This window comes from Pantoea sp. A4 (genome assembly GCF_000295955.2).
In the GTDB taxonomy this organism is placed as follows: Bacteria; Pseudomonadota; Gammaproteobacteria; order Enterobacterales; family Enterobacteriaceae; genus Pantoea; species Pantoea multigeneris.
In genome coordinates this window covers 84,901-103,074 of record NZ_ALXE01000045.1, presented here as the reverse complement: position 1 = coordinate 103,074, position 18,174 = coordinate 84,901, and the positions used below count along the sequence as shown (strand labels likewise).

The following is an 18,174-nucleotide window of genomic DNA, read 5'->3' as shown; positions in this document are numbered from 1 at the left end:
AGAGAAAAATAGGCCTTCGCACGGAGTGCAGTAATAACTCAAATAAAAACGCGACTATTTGGCTTAGGGAATAAAAACGTTGTTTAACCGAACTTTAACGGACAAGATGTTACTCTTCTCTGGGGTTTGTCGCAGTTGCGAGTCCGTTTTCTATGAGATAGGATCTAAGGGTTGCCACTATTACTGGCTGTAGAAATGAAAATTGAATCTTCTGCCGACATTCAGTCGGAATTTTGGTTTTATCCTGTTTATAACGCTGCTGGGGGGCTGGCTGCATTTGTGCTGCACAGCCAGTTAACACGAGCAGGTACAGAGGTGCTTTTATCTCAACTGGACGAGATGCACCGTATGTGGCTGCTACAAAGACAAATTAGCCTGATTGAGAGTAATGCCGGGTGTTTTACGGCGCACAATATTAACATCATTCTACCGTTGGATTACCCAATGGTGCAGTCGATGTTGATCAGCGAATTACTGGTTCGTCGAATAAAACAGCTGAGTTTTCTTTTGCTGGATATTGATGAGTCGTTTCCACAGTTGTCCCTGGGTAAAAATGATCCATTATTAGCGTCTTTGGCACAGCAATTCAGGCTGTCGCTCTCGCGCTTTGGTGCAGGGAAAACCACCGCTAATGCGGTTTATGATAATCTTTTTAGCTGCCTGAGACTGGATGAGAAGTTTATTCACGCTCTGGCGCGCCGAAGTTCATTCCAGGCATTTACTCAGAGTATCGTCGATAATTTCCGCAGCCACAGCGAGGGGGTAATTATTAGTGGTATCGATAACGAAGAGATGCTGGCAAACCTGAGTGGGATCAGTGGATCGTTAATTCAGGGGCGGGTTTTCCCGGCAATTGCTGCTCATGAAATACCCACCTGGTGTCCGGTGAATCCTGCTCCGGAGATCACGCAGCCTGTTTAATCACCACGGCTGTTTTGCTTATGGAATCAGGGGTAAACTGTAAGCAAAGCAGCCAAAGCATGTCGTGCACACGCAACATGCAGGAGTGATTATGTCCTTTATTACCAGCTGGTTCGATGAACTGGCAGACTGTTATTCTCCCGTAATGCCCACCCCTCTGGCGGGAGGGCGTCTGTTGTACCACAACGTTCCATTAGCCGAAGAACTCGAACTGGCACCCGCGTTGTTTGATGCCAGCCAGGGCGTATGGCATGGCGCACAGCTACTGCCAGGCATGCGCCCGTTGGCACAGGTCTACAGTGGCCATCAGTTTGGTGTCTGGGCCGGACAATTAGGCGATGGCCGAGGCCTGTTGTTGGGCGAACAACGTCTTTCCGATGGGCGTAAAGTTGACTGGCACCTCAAAGGTGCCGGTTTAACGCCATATTCTCGCATGGGGGATGGGCGCGCTGTGATCCGCTCCAGTGTGCGTGAATTCCTGGCTTCCGAGGCGTTACACCATTTGGGCATCCCCACCACCCGCGCGCTGGCGATCGCCATCAGTGATGAACCGGTGTACCGGGAAACCACCGAGCGCGGTGCGATGCTGATGCGTATCGCTGAGAGTCACTTGCGATTTGGCCACTTTGAGCACTTTTTCTACGCTAAACAACAAGATAAAGTCCAGCAGTTGGCTGATTACGCCATTCGTCACCACTGGCCGCAGTGGCAGGATGAAGAGGATCGCTACCTGCTGTGGTTCAGCGACATTGTGTTGCGTACTGCGCGGCTGATCGCCAGTTGGCAAAGCGTTGGCTTTGCACATGGCGTCATGAACACCGATAACATGTCTATTCTTGGGCTGACCCTCGACTATGGCCCGTTTGGCTTCATGGATGATTATCAGCCCGATTTCATCTGCAACCATAGCGATCATCAGGGGCGATATGCTTTTGATAATCAACCTGTTGTGGGGCTGTGGAACCTGAACCGGCTGGCACACAGTTTGTCAGGGCTGCTCACCACGGAACAGCTAAAGCAGGCGCTGGCGAGCTATGAGCCTGAACTTATGCGCGTCTGGGGCGAAAAGATGCGTGCGAAGCTGGGCTTACTGACGCCAGATGCCAATGACAACGCGATTTTGACCGAACTGTTAGGTTTGATGGCGCAAGAGCGCAGTGATTACACCCTGACCTTCCGACTGCTGAGCGATACCGAGCAGCACAGTACCCGCTCACCGTTGCGCGATGAATTTATTGATCGTGAAGCGTTTGATGCCTGGTATCAACGCTATCGTGTGCGTTTGCTTCAGGATGAAGCGACGGATGAGCAGAGACAACAGGTGATGCAGGCGGCGAATCCCGCACTGGTGCTGCGCAATTATCTGGCGCAACAGGCGATTGAAGGGGCGGAGCTTGGGGATACCACGGCGCTGGCGCGATTACATCAGGCGCTACAAACCCCCTATAGTCAGGAGACCGCCAGCGACTTGCGCCAGCGGCCTCCGGAGTGGGGGAAAACGCTGGAAGTGAGTTGTTCCAGCTAAACCCTGCGTTTACAGGCGATGCGTAACGGCTTCGGCCAGCATCGCCAGTACCTCTTCAGTATCTTCCCAGCCAAGGCAAGGGTCAGTAATCGACTGGCCGTAGGTCAGCGGTTGGCCTGCCACCACTTTCTGATTTCCCTCTTGCAGGAAACTCTCAATCATCACGCCGGCGACGTTAAGCGAACGGTCGCGCAGTTGCTGAGCGATATCCATTGCGACATCACGCTGACGACGATGTTGTTTTGCACAGTTGGCGTGGCTGAAATCAATCACTAACTGACCGGGCAGATGGTGCTGTTGCAGCGCTTGTGCCGCCGCCGTCACATCCACAGCACTGTAGTTCGGTTGTTTGCCACCGCGCAGAATGACATGCCCATGGGGATTGCCGCTGGTTTGGTAAATCGTCATCTGACCGGTCTTATCCGGCGAGAGGAACATATGGCTGACGCGTGCCGCGCGGATAGCATCCACCGCAATTTGCACGTTACCATCGGTGCCGTTTTTAAAGCCTACCGGACAAGAGAGGGCGGAAGCCATTTCACGATGGATCTGGCTCTCGGTGGTGCGTGCGCCAATGGCTCCCCAGCTGATCAGGTCAGCAATAAATTGCCCGGTCACCATATCGAGAAATTCGGTAGCGGTCGGCATACCCAGACGGTTGATATCAAGCAGCACCTTACGTGCCAGGGCAAGGCCGCGATTGATATCCAGGCTACCGTCAAGGTCGGGATCGGAAATCAGCCCCTTCCAGCCCACGACGGTGCGCGGCTTTTCGAAATAGGCGCGCATCACAATCTCCAGCCGATCCTGGTAGCGTTCACGCAAGGCCTGTAAACGAGCTGCATAGTCAACGGCGGCGTGAGGATCGTGGATTGAGCAGGGACCAACAATCACTAACAGGCGGCGATCTTCTCCGGTCAAAATGCGGCCAATACGCTGGCGCGCAGCCGTCACGCGGGCGGCAATGTCATCAGTAATCGGGTGGGCATCGGCCAGCTGGGCTGGCGTAATCAGGCTACCGATACGTGCGGTACGTAATTCATCTGTCTTTGTCATGGTGGATCCAGAATTGGGTCTTCGCACGGTGAAATACCGGGAAGTTATGCTGGTCACGATAAAGCAAATAGCAGCGAATTCAACCCACTGAATGTGCATCTTTCCGCTCGGCAAGCGGCAGCCTGGCTTTACAAATTGACTTTAGAACATACGGCGCGTCAAACCGGTGATATCGAGAATGCGCGTAGCAATCTCTTCAACAGAGTAATTGGTACTGTTGAGGTAACGAATTTTATGGGTGCGGAACAGCGCTTCGACTTCGCCAACCTCAAGGCGGCACTGGCGCATGGAGGCATAGCGCGTGTTGACCGCGCGCTCCTGGCGAATGGCAGAGAGCCGTTCCGGATCGATAGTCAGGCCAAACAGCTTGTGCTGGAAGGGGCGCAGGGCAGCAGGCAATTTGAGGTTATCCATATCATCCGCAATAAAGGGATAGTTAGCGGCACGAATACCAAACTGCATCGCCAGATAGAGGCTGGTAGGCGTTTTACCACAGCGTGAAACCCCCAGCAGAATCACCTGTGCGTCTTCCAACCCGCGCAGCGAAATGCCGTCATCATGGGCTAACGTATAGTCGATGGCCGCAATACGCGCATCATATTTGCCCAGGTTACTGGCCGTCAGCCCGTAAGCGCGATGGGCAACGGGAGAGGGGGGAACGCCGAGCTCTTGTTGTAATGGGGCCACCAGCGATTGCACGATATCCTGGCAAAATCCCTCACTTTGCAAAATGATCTCGCGGACTACAGGCGTCACAATCGAGAAAAACACCAGCGGACGAATCCCGCTTTTCTCATACAGGGTGTTGATCTGCGCTTTAACGGCCAGCGCGCGTTGCTCATTCTCCACAAACGGCAGCGTCACACTTTGTGTTCCCACGGGAAACTGTGACAAAACGGCATGGCCTAACACTTCAGCGGTGATGGCGGTGCCATCCGAGATATAAAACACGCTTCTTTCAGTTGTCATGATTGAACCTGCGAGTGCGAATTAATTTACATTACATTAACAGAGTCGATGCAAAGTGCTAATTGGAACAAAAAATCCAAAATAATAAAAAATGGATTTTATTTTTCTATTCCAGTTTAAAACAGACTTTAGCACCTCAATTATCCGCTGAATACAGGCAATAAATGAAATGCCCGTGGGATTTTTATTTTATTGCGCAAAAGTGAATCATCCTATCACTATGAATTTTCAGGGTTAGTTATTTTCCTGCTGTTTTACAGATAGCGATTTGCGCAACAGTGCTGCCTGACCGGTAGTTGTCTGAAAGTGTGTTTTCTTTCACGCTTTCACGATTCAACAATTAGTAAATAATCCGGAATTGTGCGAGTGTGGTGTCTGCGAATAGCAAAATGATCCATGTGACCATTCAAAGAAAAGGATAATTGCAATGTCCAACGTAGGCGAACAGTCGCTCGTGCTCTGGTACAACCAGCTGGGTATGCATGATGTTGATCAGGTAGGCGGTAAGAATGCTTCCCTCGGTGAAATGATTACTAATTTGTCGTCTCTCGGCGTTTCCGTGCCTAACGGCTATGCCACGACATCTTACGCGTTTAATCAATTCCTGGAGCAGAGCGGCCTGAATCAACGCATCTATCAGCTGTTAGACCAGACTGATATCGACGATGTTGACGCGCTGGCACAGGCAGGTAAACAGATCCGCCAGTGGGTGGTGGAAACACCGTTCCAGCCTGAACTGGAAGCCGCTATTCTGGCTGCTTATGAACAACTTTCAGCAGATGACCACGAAGCGTCATTTGCGGTGCGATCCTCTGCGACCGCAGAAGATATGCCGGATGCCTCGTTTGCCGGCCAGCAGGAAACATTCCTCAACGTGCAGGGCATCGAGGCCGTGATGGTGGCGGTGAAGCACGTGTATGCTTCGCTGTTTAACGACCGCGCGATCTCCTATCGCGTACACCAGGGTTACGATCACCGTGGCGTGGCGTTATCTGCTGGTATCCAGCGGATGGTCCGGTCTGACCTGGCGTCCTCTGGCGTGATGTTCACCATTGATACTGAATCTGGTTTTGATCAGGTGGTATTTATTACCTCGGCGTTTGGTCTCGGGGAAATGGTGGTACAGGGTGCGGTTAACCCTGACGAATTCTACGTGCATAAACCGACGTTGGCGGCGAAACGTCCCGCCATTGTGCGTCGCACCATGGGCTCGAAAAAAGTCCGCATGGTCTACGGGGATTCCAGAGAGCACGGTGAGCAGGTGCGCATTGAAGATGTACCGGAAGCTGACCGCGACCGCTTCTCGTTAACCGATGACGAAGTTCAGGCGCTGGCGCACCAGGCGGTACTGATTGAACAGCACTACAAACGACCAATGGACATTGAGTGGGCCAAAGATGGCCACACCGGCAAGCTGTTTATTGTGCAGGCACGTCCAGAAACGGTCCGCTCTAACGGTCAGGTGATGGAACGCTATACCCTGCAAGCGCGCGGTAAAGTGGTCACCGAAGGACGTGCGATCGGCCACCGTATTGGCGCGGGTCCGGTGAAAGTTATCCATGACATCAGTGAGATGAACCGGATTGAAAAAGGCGATGTGCTGGTGACCGACATGACCGACCCGGATTGGGAACCGATCATGAAGAAAGCCTCCGCCATTGTGACCAACCGAGGCGGACGTACCTGCCATGCCGCAATCATTGCGCGTGAGCTGGGCATTCCTGCGGTAGTTGGCTGTGGCGATGCCACTGACCGTATCCAGGAAGGCCATAAAGTGACGGTTTCCTGTGCGGAAGGTGACACGGGTTATGTCTACGACGATCTGCTGGATTTCGACATCACCAGTTCGCGCGTAGACAAAATGCCTGATCTGCCGCTGAAGATTATGATGAACGTGGGCAACCCGGACCGGGCGTTTGACTTTGCCTGCCTGCCAAATGAAGGTGTGGGTCTGGCGCGTCTGGAGTTCATCATCAACCGTATGATTGGCGTTCACCCGCGTGCGTTGCTGGAGTTTGATCAGCAAACGCCGGAGATCCAACAGCAGATCCGTCAGTTAATGAAAGGGTTTGATGATCCGGTTGAGTTCTACATTGCGCGTTTAACGGAAGGCATCGCGACGCTGGGTGCCGCTTTTGCCCCGAAACGTGTCATCGTGCGCCTCTCAGACTTTAAGTCGAATGAGTACGCTAACCTGGTGGGCGGTGAGCGTTACGAGCCGGAAGAAGAGAACCCGATGCTGGGCTTCCGTGGTGCTGGGCGCTATGTGGCGGATAACTTCCGTGATTGCTTTGCGCTGGAGTGTGAAGCAGTCAAGCGCGTCCGTAATGAGATGGGCTTAACCAACGTTGAGATCATGATCCCGTTTGTGCGCACCGTGGCGCAGGCAGAAGCGGTCGTGGCTGAGCTGGCTAAACAGGGGCTTAAGCGTGGCGAAAATGGCCTGAAAGTGATCATGATGTGCGAGATCCCTTCCAATGCGCTGTTGGCCGAACAGTTCCTTGAGCATTTTGACGGCTTCTCAATCGGCTCGAACGACATGACACAGCTGGCGCTGGGCCTTGACCGTGACTCCGGCGTGGTTTCTGCGCTGTTCGACGAGCGCAATGAGGCAGTGAAGGCGTTGCTGTCCATGGCGATTCGCGCGGCGAAAAAGCAGGGCAAATATGTGGGTATCTGTGGTCAGGGACCGTCGGACCATCAGGACTTCGCGGCCTGGTTAATGGAAGAGGGCATTGATAGCCTGTCTCTTAACCCAGATACCGTGGTGGAAACCTGGTTGAGTCTGGCCGAACTTGATTAAACCGTTCAGGTAATCTGTTCAATCGGGATGGCAATTTTGCCATCCCTTTTTTTATCCTCACATCCTGTTCCCGCTGCGCTGATGTTTCCCTTGCGCTAATGCGTTCTTTTTCGATGATTTTTGTACAAAAAACCGACAAAAGCGAGCTTTAGTCGCCCATCTGCCGGTTTTTATCCGTTTCATTGCACTTCTTTCTATTAATCACAGACAAAAAAAAGCCCATCACATTGGATGGGCAAAGACTACACACAGCAATTCTTTACTTCACTCAGGGGAAAGGGTGTTTATAAATCAACCAGTTGATTCAAAACTTAACCGTTATCTTATTCGCTTCGTTTGACGGCGTCATTAAGAATCCTCTTAATAGTTTAAACACAGTAATACTTAGCGAGCATGAGGCAAGCTTACCAGAGCTTATACTGTGAGAAAAGTAATGTTTTTTTACGGTGGGAGGCGGGGTGTATGGGTAAATGCTATTTTTAGTTTAAGTTGGCTAAACAAACGTCAGAAAAAAATGGGCGATAACATCAGGGCGCTAATGCACCCTGATAAGGCAAATGACGTGTTATTCGTCGTGGTCGTTAAGCGCTTCGATAACTTGTGAGGCATCCAGCGACGGTTCCGGGACTTCATGGATCCACACCGTCACCAGGCGATAGGAGACGGCCAGCACCACTGGACCAATGAACAGGCCAATCATGCCAAAGGCAACCAACCCGCCGATAACCCCAGAGAGAATAAGAATGATCGGTAAGTCTGCACCCATGCGAATCAACATCGGGCGCAGCACGTTATCCAGGGTGGCAACCACGCAACTCCAGATAATCAACACCGTACCCCAGGTGGTATCGCCACTGTAGTAGAGCCAGATGATGGCCGGAATCAGCACCAGCAGAGGGCCAATCTGCACCAGGCAACACATAAAAATCACGACAGTAAGCAGCGTGGCATAGGGGACGCCTGCAACGGCCAAACCAACACCCCCCAACACTGCCTGAACCAGTGCCGTAACCACTACGCCCAGTGCAACAGAACGAATGGCCTGACCGGCCAACAACACGGCCGCATCACCACGACGGCCGCCCATCCGACAGGCAAAATGGCGAATGCCATAGGCAACGCGCTCACCACGCCAGTAAAGCAGTACGCTGAACAGCAACATCACGGCAAGGTGAATAAAGAAGCGACCAAAGTGCCCCGCCTGAGAAACAAAGAAGCCGGTGGTCCGTCCGAGATAAGGTTGTACCTTTGCCATAATCGCAGCTCCACCACCGGCGACCAGCGTGTGATAGCTACGGTAGAGCTTATCGCCAAAGTAGGGGACTTCCTGCAACCAGTGCAGTTCCGGCAGTTCGACATGGCCTTTTGAGATCCAGGCGATCAGCGGTGCGCTGTTATCAATCAGACTGCTAACCAGCAGAGCAATCGGGAAAATGAACAGCAGTAACAGCAGGATGGTCATGGCAAAAACCGCCAGTGAGCGTCGACCCCACAGCAGCTTCTGTAATTTCAGCATCAATGGCCATGTGGCGATGACCACCATACAGGCCCAGGTAAAACCAAGAATGAAGGGCTGCACGACCCACAGGCAGGCAGCAATCATCACCAATATAAACATCAGGGTAAACAGGACTTGCGGTAAATCCGTACCACGTTGCAGGTTTTTCATAGAAACGTTGTGACCTCATAAACTCCTTTAGGGGTGGGTGACGAGCACCCACCTTAATCATGAGCGATCTGGGGAGATTTGAACACCAGGAAAAAGCGAGGAAATCCGTTGCCGCGAAAAAACAGCGGATAGCAAAAAAATGTGATAAAACGGGAGATTCCGTCAGAATGACAGAAGCAAACGATTACAACATCGCGGCCTAACAATAATGATCCCACAAATATCGCAAGCACCGGGTCTGCTCCAAACGGTGCTGACATTCCTTGAAACCTTAAAAGCGCAAGGATTCACCGGCGAGTACGCCACCAGCTACGCTGATCGTCTCTCCTTATCCACCGATAACAGTATCTATCAGTTACTCCCTGACGCAGCACTGTTCCCACGTTCCACGGCAGATATCGCTTTGATCGCCCGCGTGGCGGCAGAGCCGCGTTTTGCCAGCCTGGTGTTCGCACCACGCGGCGGCGGCACCGGCACCAATGGGCAGTCGCTTAATCAGGGGATTGTGGTGGATATGTCCCGGCATATGAACCGCATCCTGGAGATCAATCCCGACGAGGGTTGGGTACGTGTGGAAGCCGGGGTAGTGAAAGATCAGCTCAATGCTTATCTCAAACCCTACGGCTACTTCTTCTCTCCAGAATTATCGACCAGCAACCGCGCCACGCTGGGCGGCATGATCAATACCGATGCTTCCGGGCAAGGTTCTCTGGTATATGGAAAAACATCCGACCATGTGATCGGGTTACGCGCCGTGCTGTTGGGTGGCGACATTCTGGATACTCGCGCCATGCCAACCGAGTTAGCGGAAACCCTGGCAGAAAACGACAGCAGTGAAGGGCGTATTTATCGCGCGGTGCTGCAAAGCTGCCGCGATAAGCGTGAGTTAATTCTGGAGAAGTTCCCGAAACTCAATCGCTTCCTCACCGGTTACGATCTGCGTCATGTGTTCAGCGACGATCTGCAGACCTTTGATCTGACCCGCTTGCTGTGTGGTGCTGAAGGTACGCTGGCGTTTATCGCCGAAGCCCGTCTGGATATCACCCGTATTCCTAAAGTTCGTCGACTGATCAACATCAAGTATGACTCCTTTGATTCGGCACTGCGCAATGCTCCTTTTATGGTGGAAGCAGAGGCCCTTTCAGTAGAGACCGTGGATTCCCGCGTGTTAAACCTGGCGCGTGAAGACATCGTCTGGCACTCCGTGAACGAGCTGATTACCGATGTTCCCGGTAAAGATATGCAAGGCCTGAACATGGTCGAGTTCGCCGGAGATGATGGTGAGAAGATCGCGGGGCAGGTAGATGCCCTGTGTGAACGGCTCGATAGCCTGATGGCACAACAGCAGGCAGGTGTCATTGGCTATCAGCTGTGCAACAGCGTTGAAGGCATTGAACGTATCTACAACATGCGCAAGAAAGCGGTGGGGCTGTTAGGCAACGCCAAAGGGCGCGCCAAGCCAATCCCGTTTGTTGAAGATACTGCCGTCCCCCCCGAGCACCTTGCCGACTATATTGTCGAGTTCCGCGCGCTGCTGGATGGGCATGGACTGAGCTACGGTATGTTTGGCCACGTGGATGCCGGTGTTTTACACGTGCGTCCGGCGCTGGATATGTGCGATCCGCAGCAGGAGATGATGATGAAACAGATCTCCGATGAAGTGGTCGAGCTCACCGCACGCTACGGCGGCTTACTGTGGGGAGAACACGGTAAAGGCTTCCGCGCGCAGTACAGCCCGGCGTTCTTTGGCGAAACCCTGTTTAATGAACTGCGCCGCATCAAGGCAGTATTCGATCCCGATAACCGTCTCAATCCAGGCAAAATCTGTACGCCGCTCGGCAGCGAAGCCCCGATGATGCAGGTGGATGCGGTGAAGCGCGGTTACTACGATCGACAAATTCCGCTGACCGTCCGCACCGAATGGCGCGGGGCGATGGAGTGTAACGGCAATGGGCTGTGCTTCAATTTTGATGCGCGTAGCCCGATGTGCCCGTCGATGAAAATCACCCGCAACCGCATTCACTCGCCCAAAGGGCGTGCCACGCTAACGCGTGAATGGCTGCGTCTGCTGGCTGACCAGGGGGTAGACCCGAATCAGTTGGAGAAGGAACTGCCGGAAAATCGTTTATCTCTGCGTACCTTTATTAGCCGCACGCGTAACACCTGGTTTGCCAAGCGGGGCGAATATGACTTCTCCCACGAAGTGAAAGAGGCGATGTCAGGGTGCCTGGCCTGTAAAGCCTGCTCCACGCAGTGTCCGATAAAAATTGATGTACCCAGCTTCCGTTCGCGCTTCTTGCAGCTCTATCACACCCGCTATTTGCGCCCGGTAGGCGATCATCTGGTCGCTGCCGTCGAAGGTTATGCGCCGTTAATGGCAAAAGCGCCAAAAACCTTTAACTTCTTCCTCAAGCAACCGTTGGTGAAGTCGCTGAGTCAGCGTCATCTCGGGATGGTAGATTTACCGCTGCTCTCGACGCCTGCTTTGCAGCAGCAGTTGAGCGGACACCCGGCGATGAACATGACGCTGGAGCAGTTAGAAGCGCTGGATGTTACGCAGCGTGCTGAGTATGTGCTGGTGGTGCAGGATCCGTTTACCAGCTTCTATGAAGCGCAGCTGATCACGGACTTTATTGCCCTGATTGAAAAACTGGGTCTGCGTCCGGTGTTATTGCCCTTCTCACCCAATGGCAAAGCCCAGCACGTGAAAGGCTTCCTGCAACGTTTTGCTCGCACCGCCAGTAAAACCGCTGATTTCCTCAATCGTGTGGCAAAACTGGGTATGCCGATGGTGGGTGTCGATCCGGCGACCGTGCTCTGCTATCGCGATGAATATAATCAGACGTTGGGTGACAAACGGGGTGATTTTCATGTACAGCTGGTACACGAATGGCTGCAAACCGCCCTGGCGGAACGCAACATTCAGCCCACCAGCGGCGAAGCCTGGTATCTGTTTGCGCACTGTACGGAAGTGACCTCACTGCCTTCAACGCCCGATCAGTGGCGGGATATTTTCTCGCGCTTTGGCGTGAAGCTGGAAAACATCAACGTAGGTTGCTGTGGCATGGCGGGAACCTATGGTCACGAAAGTAAAAACCTGGAAAATTCGCGCGGGATTTATGCGCTGTCATGGCAGCAGCAGTTAGAAAAACTGCCGCGACAACGTTGTCTGGCCACCGGCTTCTCCTGTCGTAGCCAGGTTAAACGCATGGAAGGGAGTGGTATGCGTCATCCACTCCAGGCGTTGTTAACAATTTTGTAAAAAAATTGTGGCGACGAAAACACGTGGCTGGATTAGAATATCCAGCCCGCGTGGCGGACGAAATCGCTCTGTAGCTCGGTGGCTTTGTCCCATTCGCCGCTGAGCGCTAGCTGATGGCACAGGCGGGTGAGGGAGAGGCGAGCCAGTTGGTAAGCCTGAATGCGGAACAGTTGTTCACGATCGCTGTTACCCATCTCCTGCACCAACCGGTGGTGCAGTTTGCCTAATGCATGCAGGTAGCTTTGATCGTCGCCATTGAGTTGACAGATCTCCGCCATATCAAGGCAAGTGTCGTTAAACTGACGTAATTGCTGGATGGTACAGTCATCCCGGTTGAGTTTTGCCTGAGACATATAAAAATCGACGGTGAGATCGCGCACCGAAAATTGATATTCGTCGATTTTATGTTGAAGCCAGGCGGAGACGGAGAGCGACATACGGCAACCCTAGAGCGATAATGATAATAATTATCATATTCATTCCGCAGGGGATTGCAATTGCTCCCGAAGATTTTTTATTGATTTACTTAGCCTGTTAATAAAATCGGTAATAACAATTTCGCTACATGACAGAAAGGCGTAACCTATCAATCGTAGCGTTTTTAAAAAGTGATATTGTAATTTTTTGTGAAAAAAGAGTGAGTTACGTCAGGTTAGTGTGCTGAAAATCGTGAAGTTCATTCCGTCAGGGAGAGACTATGCTTAATAAAGCAGCGATAAAAAACAGCACAAGATGATTATCCCTGCAAATCAAGTGGTTGAAGTGAACCTCCAGATCACTACCATAGGGGGATAGCCTGAAAAGGTCCGGACTTATGAGGTATCAATATGGCATCTGTTAATGCAGCCACGTTTTCTCCTGACGATTTCGTCTGGAAAGGGCTGACGCTGACCGAATCCGCAGCGAAACAAATTCTCAATCTGGTGGCGCAGGATCCCGAAGTGAAAGGCTTACATCTGGGCGTTAAACAGTCCGGCTGTGCAGGCTTTGGCTATGTGATGGAACTGGCGAAAAACCCGGCTGATGACGATCTGCAGTTTACTTTTTTTGGCGCATCTTTGTATGTCCCGCTTCAGGCAATGCCCTTCGTGGATGGCACTGAAGTGGATTACGTCCGCGAAGGTTTGAACCAAATTTTTAAATTCAATAACCCGAAAGCTCAACATGCCTGTGGGTGTGGTGAGAGCTTTGGCGTAGAGTAAGTAAAATATGTCACGACACAGCGAAGCATCTGACGATGTACAAATGTGGGATGGAAAGCTCAACTACAAAGAGGGCTTCTTCACCAACCTGCAAACTGATGAGCTGGCGCACGGCATCAATGAAGATGTTGTTCGTGCCATTTCTGCTAAGCGTAATGAGCCGGAGTGGATGCTTGAATTCCGCCTCAAGGCCTACCATGCCTGGCTGGAAATGGAAGAGCCACACTGGCTTAAAGCGGAATATGAAAAGCTGGATTATCAAGATTACAGCTATTACTCCGCGCCTTCTTGCGGCAACTGCGATGATACCTGTGCTTCGGAATCAGGTGCAAAACAGTCTTCAGGCAGCACGCCTTCTGGCGACTTCCTGACGCAGGAAGTGGAAGACGCATTCAATCAGTTGGGTGTCCCGACGCGTGAAGGACGTGAAGTGGCGGTTGATGCCATCTTTGACTCCGTGTCAGTTTCAACCACCTATCGCGGCAAGCTGGCGGAGCAGGGCATTATCTTCTGCTCATTCGGTGAAGCGATCCACGAATACCCGGAACTGGTGCAGAAATACCTTGGCACCGTGGTTTCCTACAATGACAACTTCTTTGCGGCATTGAACTCCGCCGTGGCTTCAGACGGCACTTTCGTGTACATCCCGAAAGGCGTGCGTTGCCCAATGGAACTGTCTACCTATTTCCGTATCAATGCAGCCAAAACAGGCCAGTTCGAACGCACCATTCTGGTGGCGGACGAAGACAGCTACGTGAGCTACATCGAAGGCTGTTCCGCGCCGGTGCGTGATACCTACCAGCTGCATGCGGCAGTGGTTGAGGTCATCATTCACAAAAATGCGGAAGTGAAGTACTCCACCGTACAGAACTGGTTCCCAGGCGGGGAAGGTCAGGGCGGGATCCTGAACTTCGTGACCAAGCGTGCGTTGTGCGAAGGCGACCACAGTAAAATGTCCTGGACCCAGTCTGAAACCGGTTCAGCCATTACCTGGAAGTACCCAAGCTGCATCCTCAAAGGTGATTACTCGATTGGTGAGTTCTACTCTGTGGCGCTGACCAGCGGTCGCCAGCAGGCAGATACCGGCACCAAGATGATCCACATCGGCAAAAACACCCGTTCTACCATCATCTCCAAAGGGATTTCCGCCGGTAAAAGCGAGAATACCTACCGTGGTTTGGTGAAGATCATGCCGACAGCGACTAACGCGCGTAACTTCACGCAGTGTGACTCGATGTTGATTGGCCCTGATTGTGGTGCGCACACCTTCCCGTACGTGGAAACGCGCAACAACTCAGCGCAGCTCGAGCACGAGGCGACCACCTCGCGTATCGGCGAAGATCAGATGTTCTACTGTCTGCAACGCGGCATCAGCGAAGAAGATGCGATCTCAATGATCGTAAACGGCTTCTGCAAGGATGTATTCTCTGAGCTGCCACTGGAGTTCGCGGTGGAAGCACAAAAACTGTTAGCCATCAGCCTTGAGCACAGCGTGGGCTGATGCCATCACACGTGATGCCGGAAGCAATGTGAAGGAAAGAGTATGTTAAGCATTAAAAATTTGCAGGTCAGCGTTGAAGATAAAGCCATTCTGCGTGGCCTCGATCTTGAGATCAAACCAGGTGAAGTTCATGCCATCATGGGACCTAACGGTTCAGGGAAAAGTACCCTGTCAGCAACCTTAGCGGGCCGTGATGATTACGAAGTGACCGGCGGTTCCGTCACGTTCAAAGACAAAGATCTGCTGGAAATGGACCCGGAAGAGCGCGCAGGCGAAGGCATCTTCATGGCGTTCCAGTATCCGGTAGAAATTCCTGGCGTCAGCAACCAATTCTTCCTGCAAACTGCGGTTAACGCGGTACGTAAACACCGTGAGCAGGATGAGCTGGACCGCTTCGAGTTCCAGGACTTCATCGAAGATAAAATTCGCCTGCTGAAAATGCCAGAAGACCTGCTGACGCGCTCAGTTAACGTTGGCTTCTCCGGCGGTGAGAAAAAACGTAACGACATCCTGCAGATGGCAGCACTTGAGCCGGATCTGTGCATCCTGGATGAAACGGACTCCGGTCTGGATATCGATGCCCTGAAAACCGTTTCTGAAGGCGTTAACAGCCTGCGTGACGGTAAGCGTGCCTTTATCATTGTTACGCACTACCAGCGTATTCTGGACTACATCAAACCTGACCACGTACACGTGTTGTATCAGGGCAAGATCGTTAAGTCTGGTGACTTCTCGCTGGTGAAACAACTGGAGGAGCAAGGCTATGGCTGGCTTACCGACCAGGAGTGATAAAGCGCTGCAGCAGTGGCACCACCTGTTTGAATCCCGTGGCGACGCGCGTTCGCTGCAGGCTCAGCAGCACTGGCAGCAACTGATGCGCGAAGGCTTACCGACCCGTAAGCATGAAAACTGGAAATATACGTCACTGGATGCACTGCTGGAGCAGCAGTTCGTTCTGCCGCAGGCACAGGCAGCCTTGAGCGCCGCTCAGGTTGATGCGCTGGCGCTGCCGATCGATGCAGTGCGACTGGTGTTTGTTGACGGCCAGTTCCAGCCGGAACTGAGCAGCGCGGATACCGATCTGTTCACCATCCAGCACAGCCGTGCGGCTGAACGTCGTCCACTGCCTGCGCCCGTCCAGCCGGAGGTGTTTCTGCACCTGACGGAAAGCCTGGCGGAAGAGGTGACCACCATCAGCCTGGCGCGGGGTAAATCCGCTGCGCGTCCGCTGTATCTGGTTCACATCAGCCGTGGTCAGGCCGATGCGCTGAATACCGTGCATCACCGCCATCACCTGCAACTCGAAGAGAGTGCTGAAGCGGAAGTGATTGAGCACTATGTCAGCCTGACGGCTGAGACGCACTTTACCGGCGCACGCTTCACCTTCGAAGTGGCCGATAACGCGCGGCTTAACCACATCAAACTGGCCTTTGAAACCAGCGCCAGCTATCACTTTGCCCATAACGACATCGTGATTAGCCGTGATGCAAACGTCAGCTCCAGCAGCTTCCTGTTGGGTGCGGGCCTGAGCCGTCACAACACCAGCGTTCAGCTTAACGGCGAAAACACTGAGCTGGCATTAAACAGCCTGGTACTGCCTGTGGGGCAGGAAGTTGCGGATACCCGTAGCTACCTTGAACACAATAAAGGCTACTGTCTGAGCCGCCAGCTGCATAAGACCATCTCACGCGACAAAGGCCGTTCGATCTTTAATGGTCACATTAAAGTCGCACAGCATGCGCTGAAGACGGATGGACAGATGACTAACAACAACCTGTTGCTGGGTCGTCTGGCCGAAGTGGATACCAAGCCACAGCTTGAGATCTACGCGGATGATGTGAAATGTAGCCATGGTGCTACCATTGGTCGTATCGATGAAGAACAGCTGTTCTATCTGCGCTCACGCGGCATCGATCAGGATGCAGCACAACAGATGATTATTCACGCCTTCGCTGCGGAAGTGACCGAAGTGATTGAGAATGACATCGTGCGTAAAGCGGTCCTGGATCGTATTGCACAGCGCTTTCCTGGAGGCGACGCATGACATTTGATCTCGAACGTATCAGGGCTGATTTCCCGATCCTGAAGCGTGAGGTCAACGGGCAACCGCTGGCCTATCTGGACAGCGCCGCCAGTGCGCAACGTCCATTGGCGGTGATTGACGCCGAAAGTCATTTCTACAAGCACGGCTATGCGGCCGTGCACCGTGGTATCCACACCCTGAGCCAGATCGCCACAACGGACATGGAAAATGTCCGTTCTCAGGCTGCTCGCTTCCTCAATGCCGCGTCGGCGGAAGAGATTGTCTTCATCAAAGGGACAACGGAAGGGATTAACCTGGTGGCGAACAGTTGGGGTGGCAGCCAGCTGCAAGCGGGCGATAACCTGATTATCACCGCCATGGAGCATCACGCCAACATCGTGCCCTGGCAGATGGTCGCCCAGCGTACCGGTGCAGAGATCCGTGTGTTGCCGTTAACGGAAAATGGCGAACTGGCGGTGGAAAAGCTGGCCGATTTGATCGATGAGCGTACACGCCTGCTGGCTGTCGCCCATGTGTCAAACGTGCTGGGTACGGTTAACCCGGTTAAAGCGCTGGTGGCTCAGGCCAAAGCGGCGGGGCTGGTAACGCTGGTTGACGGTGCGCAGGCAGTGATGCACGAGAAAGTGGATGTACAGGATATCGGTTGCGACTTCTATGTCTTCTCGGGTCATAAGCTGTATGGGCCAACCGGTACCGGTATTCTCTACGGCCGCAAAGCGCTGTTAGATGAGATGCCACCGTGGGAAGGGGGCGGGTCGATGATCGACAACGTCCTGCTGCCAATGGGTACCACCTGGAACAAAGCGCCATGGCGTTTTGAAGCGGGTACGCCTAACACCGGTGGGATTATCGGTCTCGGTGCTGCGTTACACTACGTGGAAACGCTAGGCTTTGATGTGATTCATCAGCGGGAAACCAGCCTGATGAACTATGCACTGGAAAAGCTGGCTGACGTGCCGGATTTGACCATTTATGGTCCTGCGACACGCTATGGCGTTATCGCCTTTAATCTGGGCAAGCATCACGCCTTTGATGTGGGCAGCTTCCTCGATCAGTATGGTATTGCCATCCGTACCGGACACCACTGTGCCATGCCGCTGATGCGTCACTACAACGTACCCGCCATGTGCCGTGCCTCGTTCGCGATTTACAACAGTGAAGCGGAAGCCGACCGCCTGGCGGCTGGCCTGACACGTATTCACCGTCTGCTCGGTGGTTGAGC

General features: G+C 52.9%; 13 protein-coding genes and 1 other RNA gene. 9 read left to right on the top strand and 5 right to left on the bottom strand.

Annotated elements, in window-relative coordinates; all coding sequences use genetic code 11:
* The first annotated feature begins 195 nt into the window (after positions 1–195).
* Both B880_RS0118740 and B880_RS0118735 read left to right on the top strand, forming a co-directional pair.
* Entirely contained in the window at positions 196–921 is a 726-nt protein-coding gene (locus B880_RS0118740) for an EAL domain-containing protein (RefSeq protein ID WP_017348991.1), read from the top strand.
* A 91-nt stretch (positions 922–1,012) separates the two neighbouring features.
* A complete protein-coding gene (locus tag B880_RS0118735; RefSeq protein WP_017348990.1) occupies positions 1,013–2,446 on the top strand; it encodes a protein adenylyltransferase SelO in 1,434 nt (477 codons plus the stop codon).
* Positions 2,447–2,455: 9 nt separating this feature from the next.
* On the opposite strand, the gene B880_RS0118730 is transcribed toward B880_RS0118735, so the two are convergent.
* Together B880_RS0118730 and ppsR are read right to left on the bottom strand one after the other, a co-directional pair.
* On the bottom strand, positions 2,456–3,502 hold the full coding sequence (locus tag B880_RS0118730; protein WP_017348989.1) for a 3-deoxy-7-phosphoheptulonate synthase: 1,047 nt from the start codon (positions 3,500–3,502) through the stop codon (positions 2,456–2,458).
* Between the two features lie 141 nt (positions 3,503–3,643).
* Positions 3,644–4,471 carry a posphoenolpyruvate synthetase regulatory kinase/phosphorylase PpsR gene (ppsR, locus tag B880_RS0118725; RefSeq protein WP_017348988.1) on the bottom strand — a complete coding sequence of 276 codons (828 nt, stop codon included), beginning with the start codon at positions 4,469–4,471 and terminating at the stop codon, positions 3,644–3,646.
* 427 nt (positions 4,472–4,898) lie between these two features.
* Here ppsR and ppsA point away from each other — a divergent pair, with 427 nt between their 5' ends.
* Positions 4,899–7,274 (top strand): phosphoenolpyruvate synthase, encoded by a 2,376-nt coding sequence (gene ppsA / locus B880_RS0118720; RefSeq protein ID WP_017348987.1) that lies wholly within the window; start codon positions 4,899–4,901, stop codon positions 7,272–7,274.
* A 207-nt stretch (positions 7,275–7,481) separates the two neighbouring features.
* Here ppsA and rprA read toward each other — a convergent pair.
* Positions 7,482–7,588, bottom strand: an RNA gene (gene rprA, locus B880_RS26195) — antisense sRNA RprA.
* A 251-nt stretch (positions 7,589–7,839) separates the two neighbouring features.
* Entirely contained in the window at positions 7,840–8,943 is a 1,104-nt protein-coding gene (gene ydiK / locus B880_RS0118715; RefSeq protein ID WP_017348986.1) for an AI-2E family transporter YdiK, read from the bottom strand.
* A 208-nt stretch (positions 8,944–9,151) separates the two neighbouring features.
* Between ydiK and ydiJ the strand changes: the two genes are divergently transcribed.
* A complete protein-coding gene (gene ydiJ / locus B880_RS0118710; RefSeq protein WP_017348985.1) occupies positions 9,152–12,205 on the top strand; it encodes a D-2-hydroxyglutarate dehydrogenase YdiJ in 3,054 nt (1,017 codons plus the stop codon).
* A 32-nt stretch (positions 12,206–12,237) separates the two neighbouring features.
* Here the strand turns inward: ydiJ and B880_RS0118705 are convergent, their stop codons facing one another.
* Positions 12,238–12,642, bottom strand: a complete 405-nt coding sequence (locus tag B880_RS0118705; protein ID WP_017348984.1) for a hypothetical protein — start codon at positions 12,640–12,642, stop codon at positions 12,238–12,240.
* 390 nt (positions 12,643–13,032) lie between these two features.
* On the opposite strand from B880_RS0118705, the gene sufA reads away from it, so the two are divergent.
* From sufA to sufS, 5 genes are read left to right on the top strand one after another with little or no spacing between them, the layout of a single operon-like run.
* On the top strand, positions 13,033–13,407 hold the full coding sequence (gene sufA, locus B880_RS0118700) for a Fe-S cluster assembly scaffold SufA (RefSeq protein WP_017348983.1): 375 nt from the start codon (positions 13,033–13,035) through the stop codon (positions 13,405–13,407).
* A gap of 7 nt (positions 13,408–13,414) precedes the next feature.
* Positions 13,415–14,908 carry a Fe-S cluster assembly protein SufB gene (gene sufB / locus B880_RS0118695; protein ID WP_026042769.1) on the top strand — a complete coding sequence of 498 codons (1,494 nt, stop codon included), beginning with the start codon at positions 13,415–13,417 and terminating at the stop codon, positions 14,906–14,908.
* Between the two features lie 42 nt (positions 14,909–14,950).
* Entirely contained in the window at positions 14,951–15,697 is a 747-nt protein-coding gene (gene sufC / locus B880_RS0118690; RefSeq protein WP_017348981.1) for a Fe-S cluster assembly ATPase SufC, read from the top strand.
* Positions 15,672–16,952, top strand: a complete 1,281-nt coding sequence (gene sufD / locus B880_RS0118685; protein WP_017348980.1) for a Fe-S cluster assembly protein SufD — start codon at positions 15,672–15,674, stop codon at positions 16,950–16,952. Before sufC ends, sufD begins: the two co-directional genes overlap by 26 nt.
* A complete protein-coding gene (gene sufS, locus B880_RS0118680) occupies positions 16,949–18,172 on the top strand; it encodes a cysteine desulfurase SufS (RefSeq protein WP_017348979.1) in 1,224 nt (407 codons plus the stop codon). The genes sufD and sufS overlap by 4 nt, the downstream gene beginning before the upstream one ends.
* Positions 18,173–18,174: the final 2 nt, after the last annotated feature.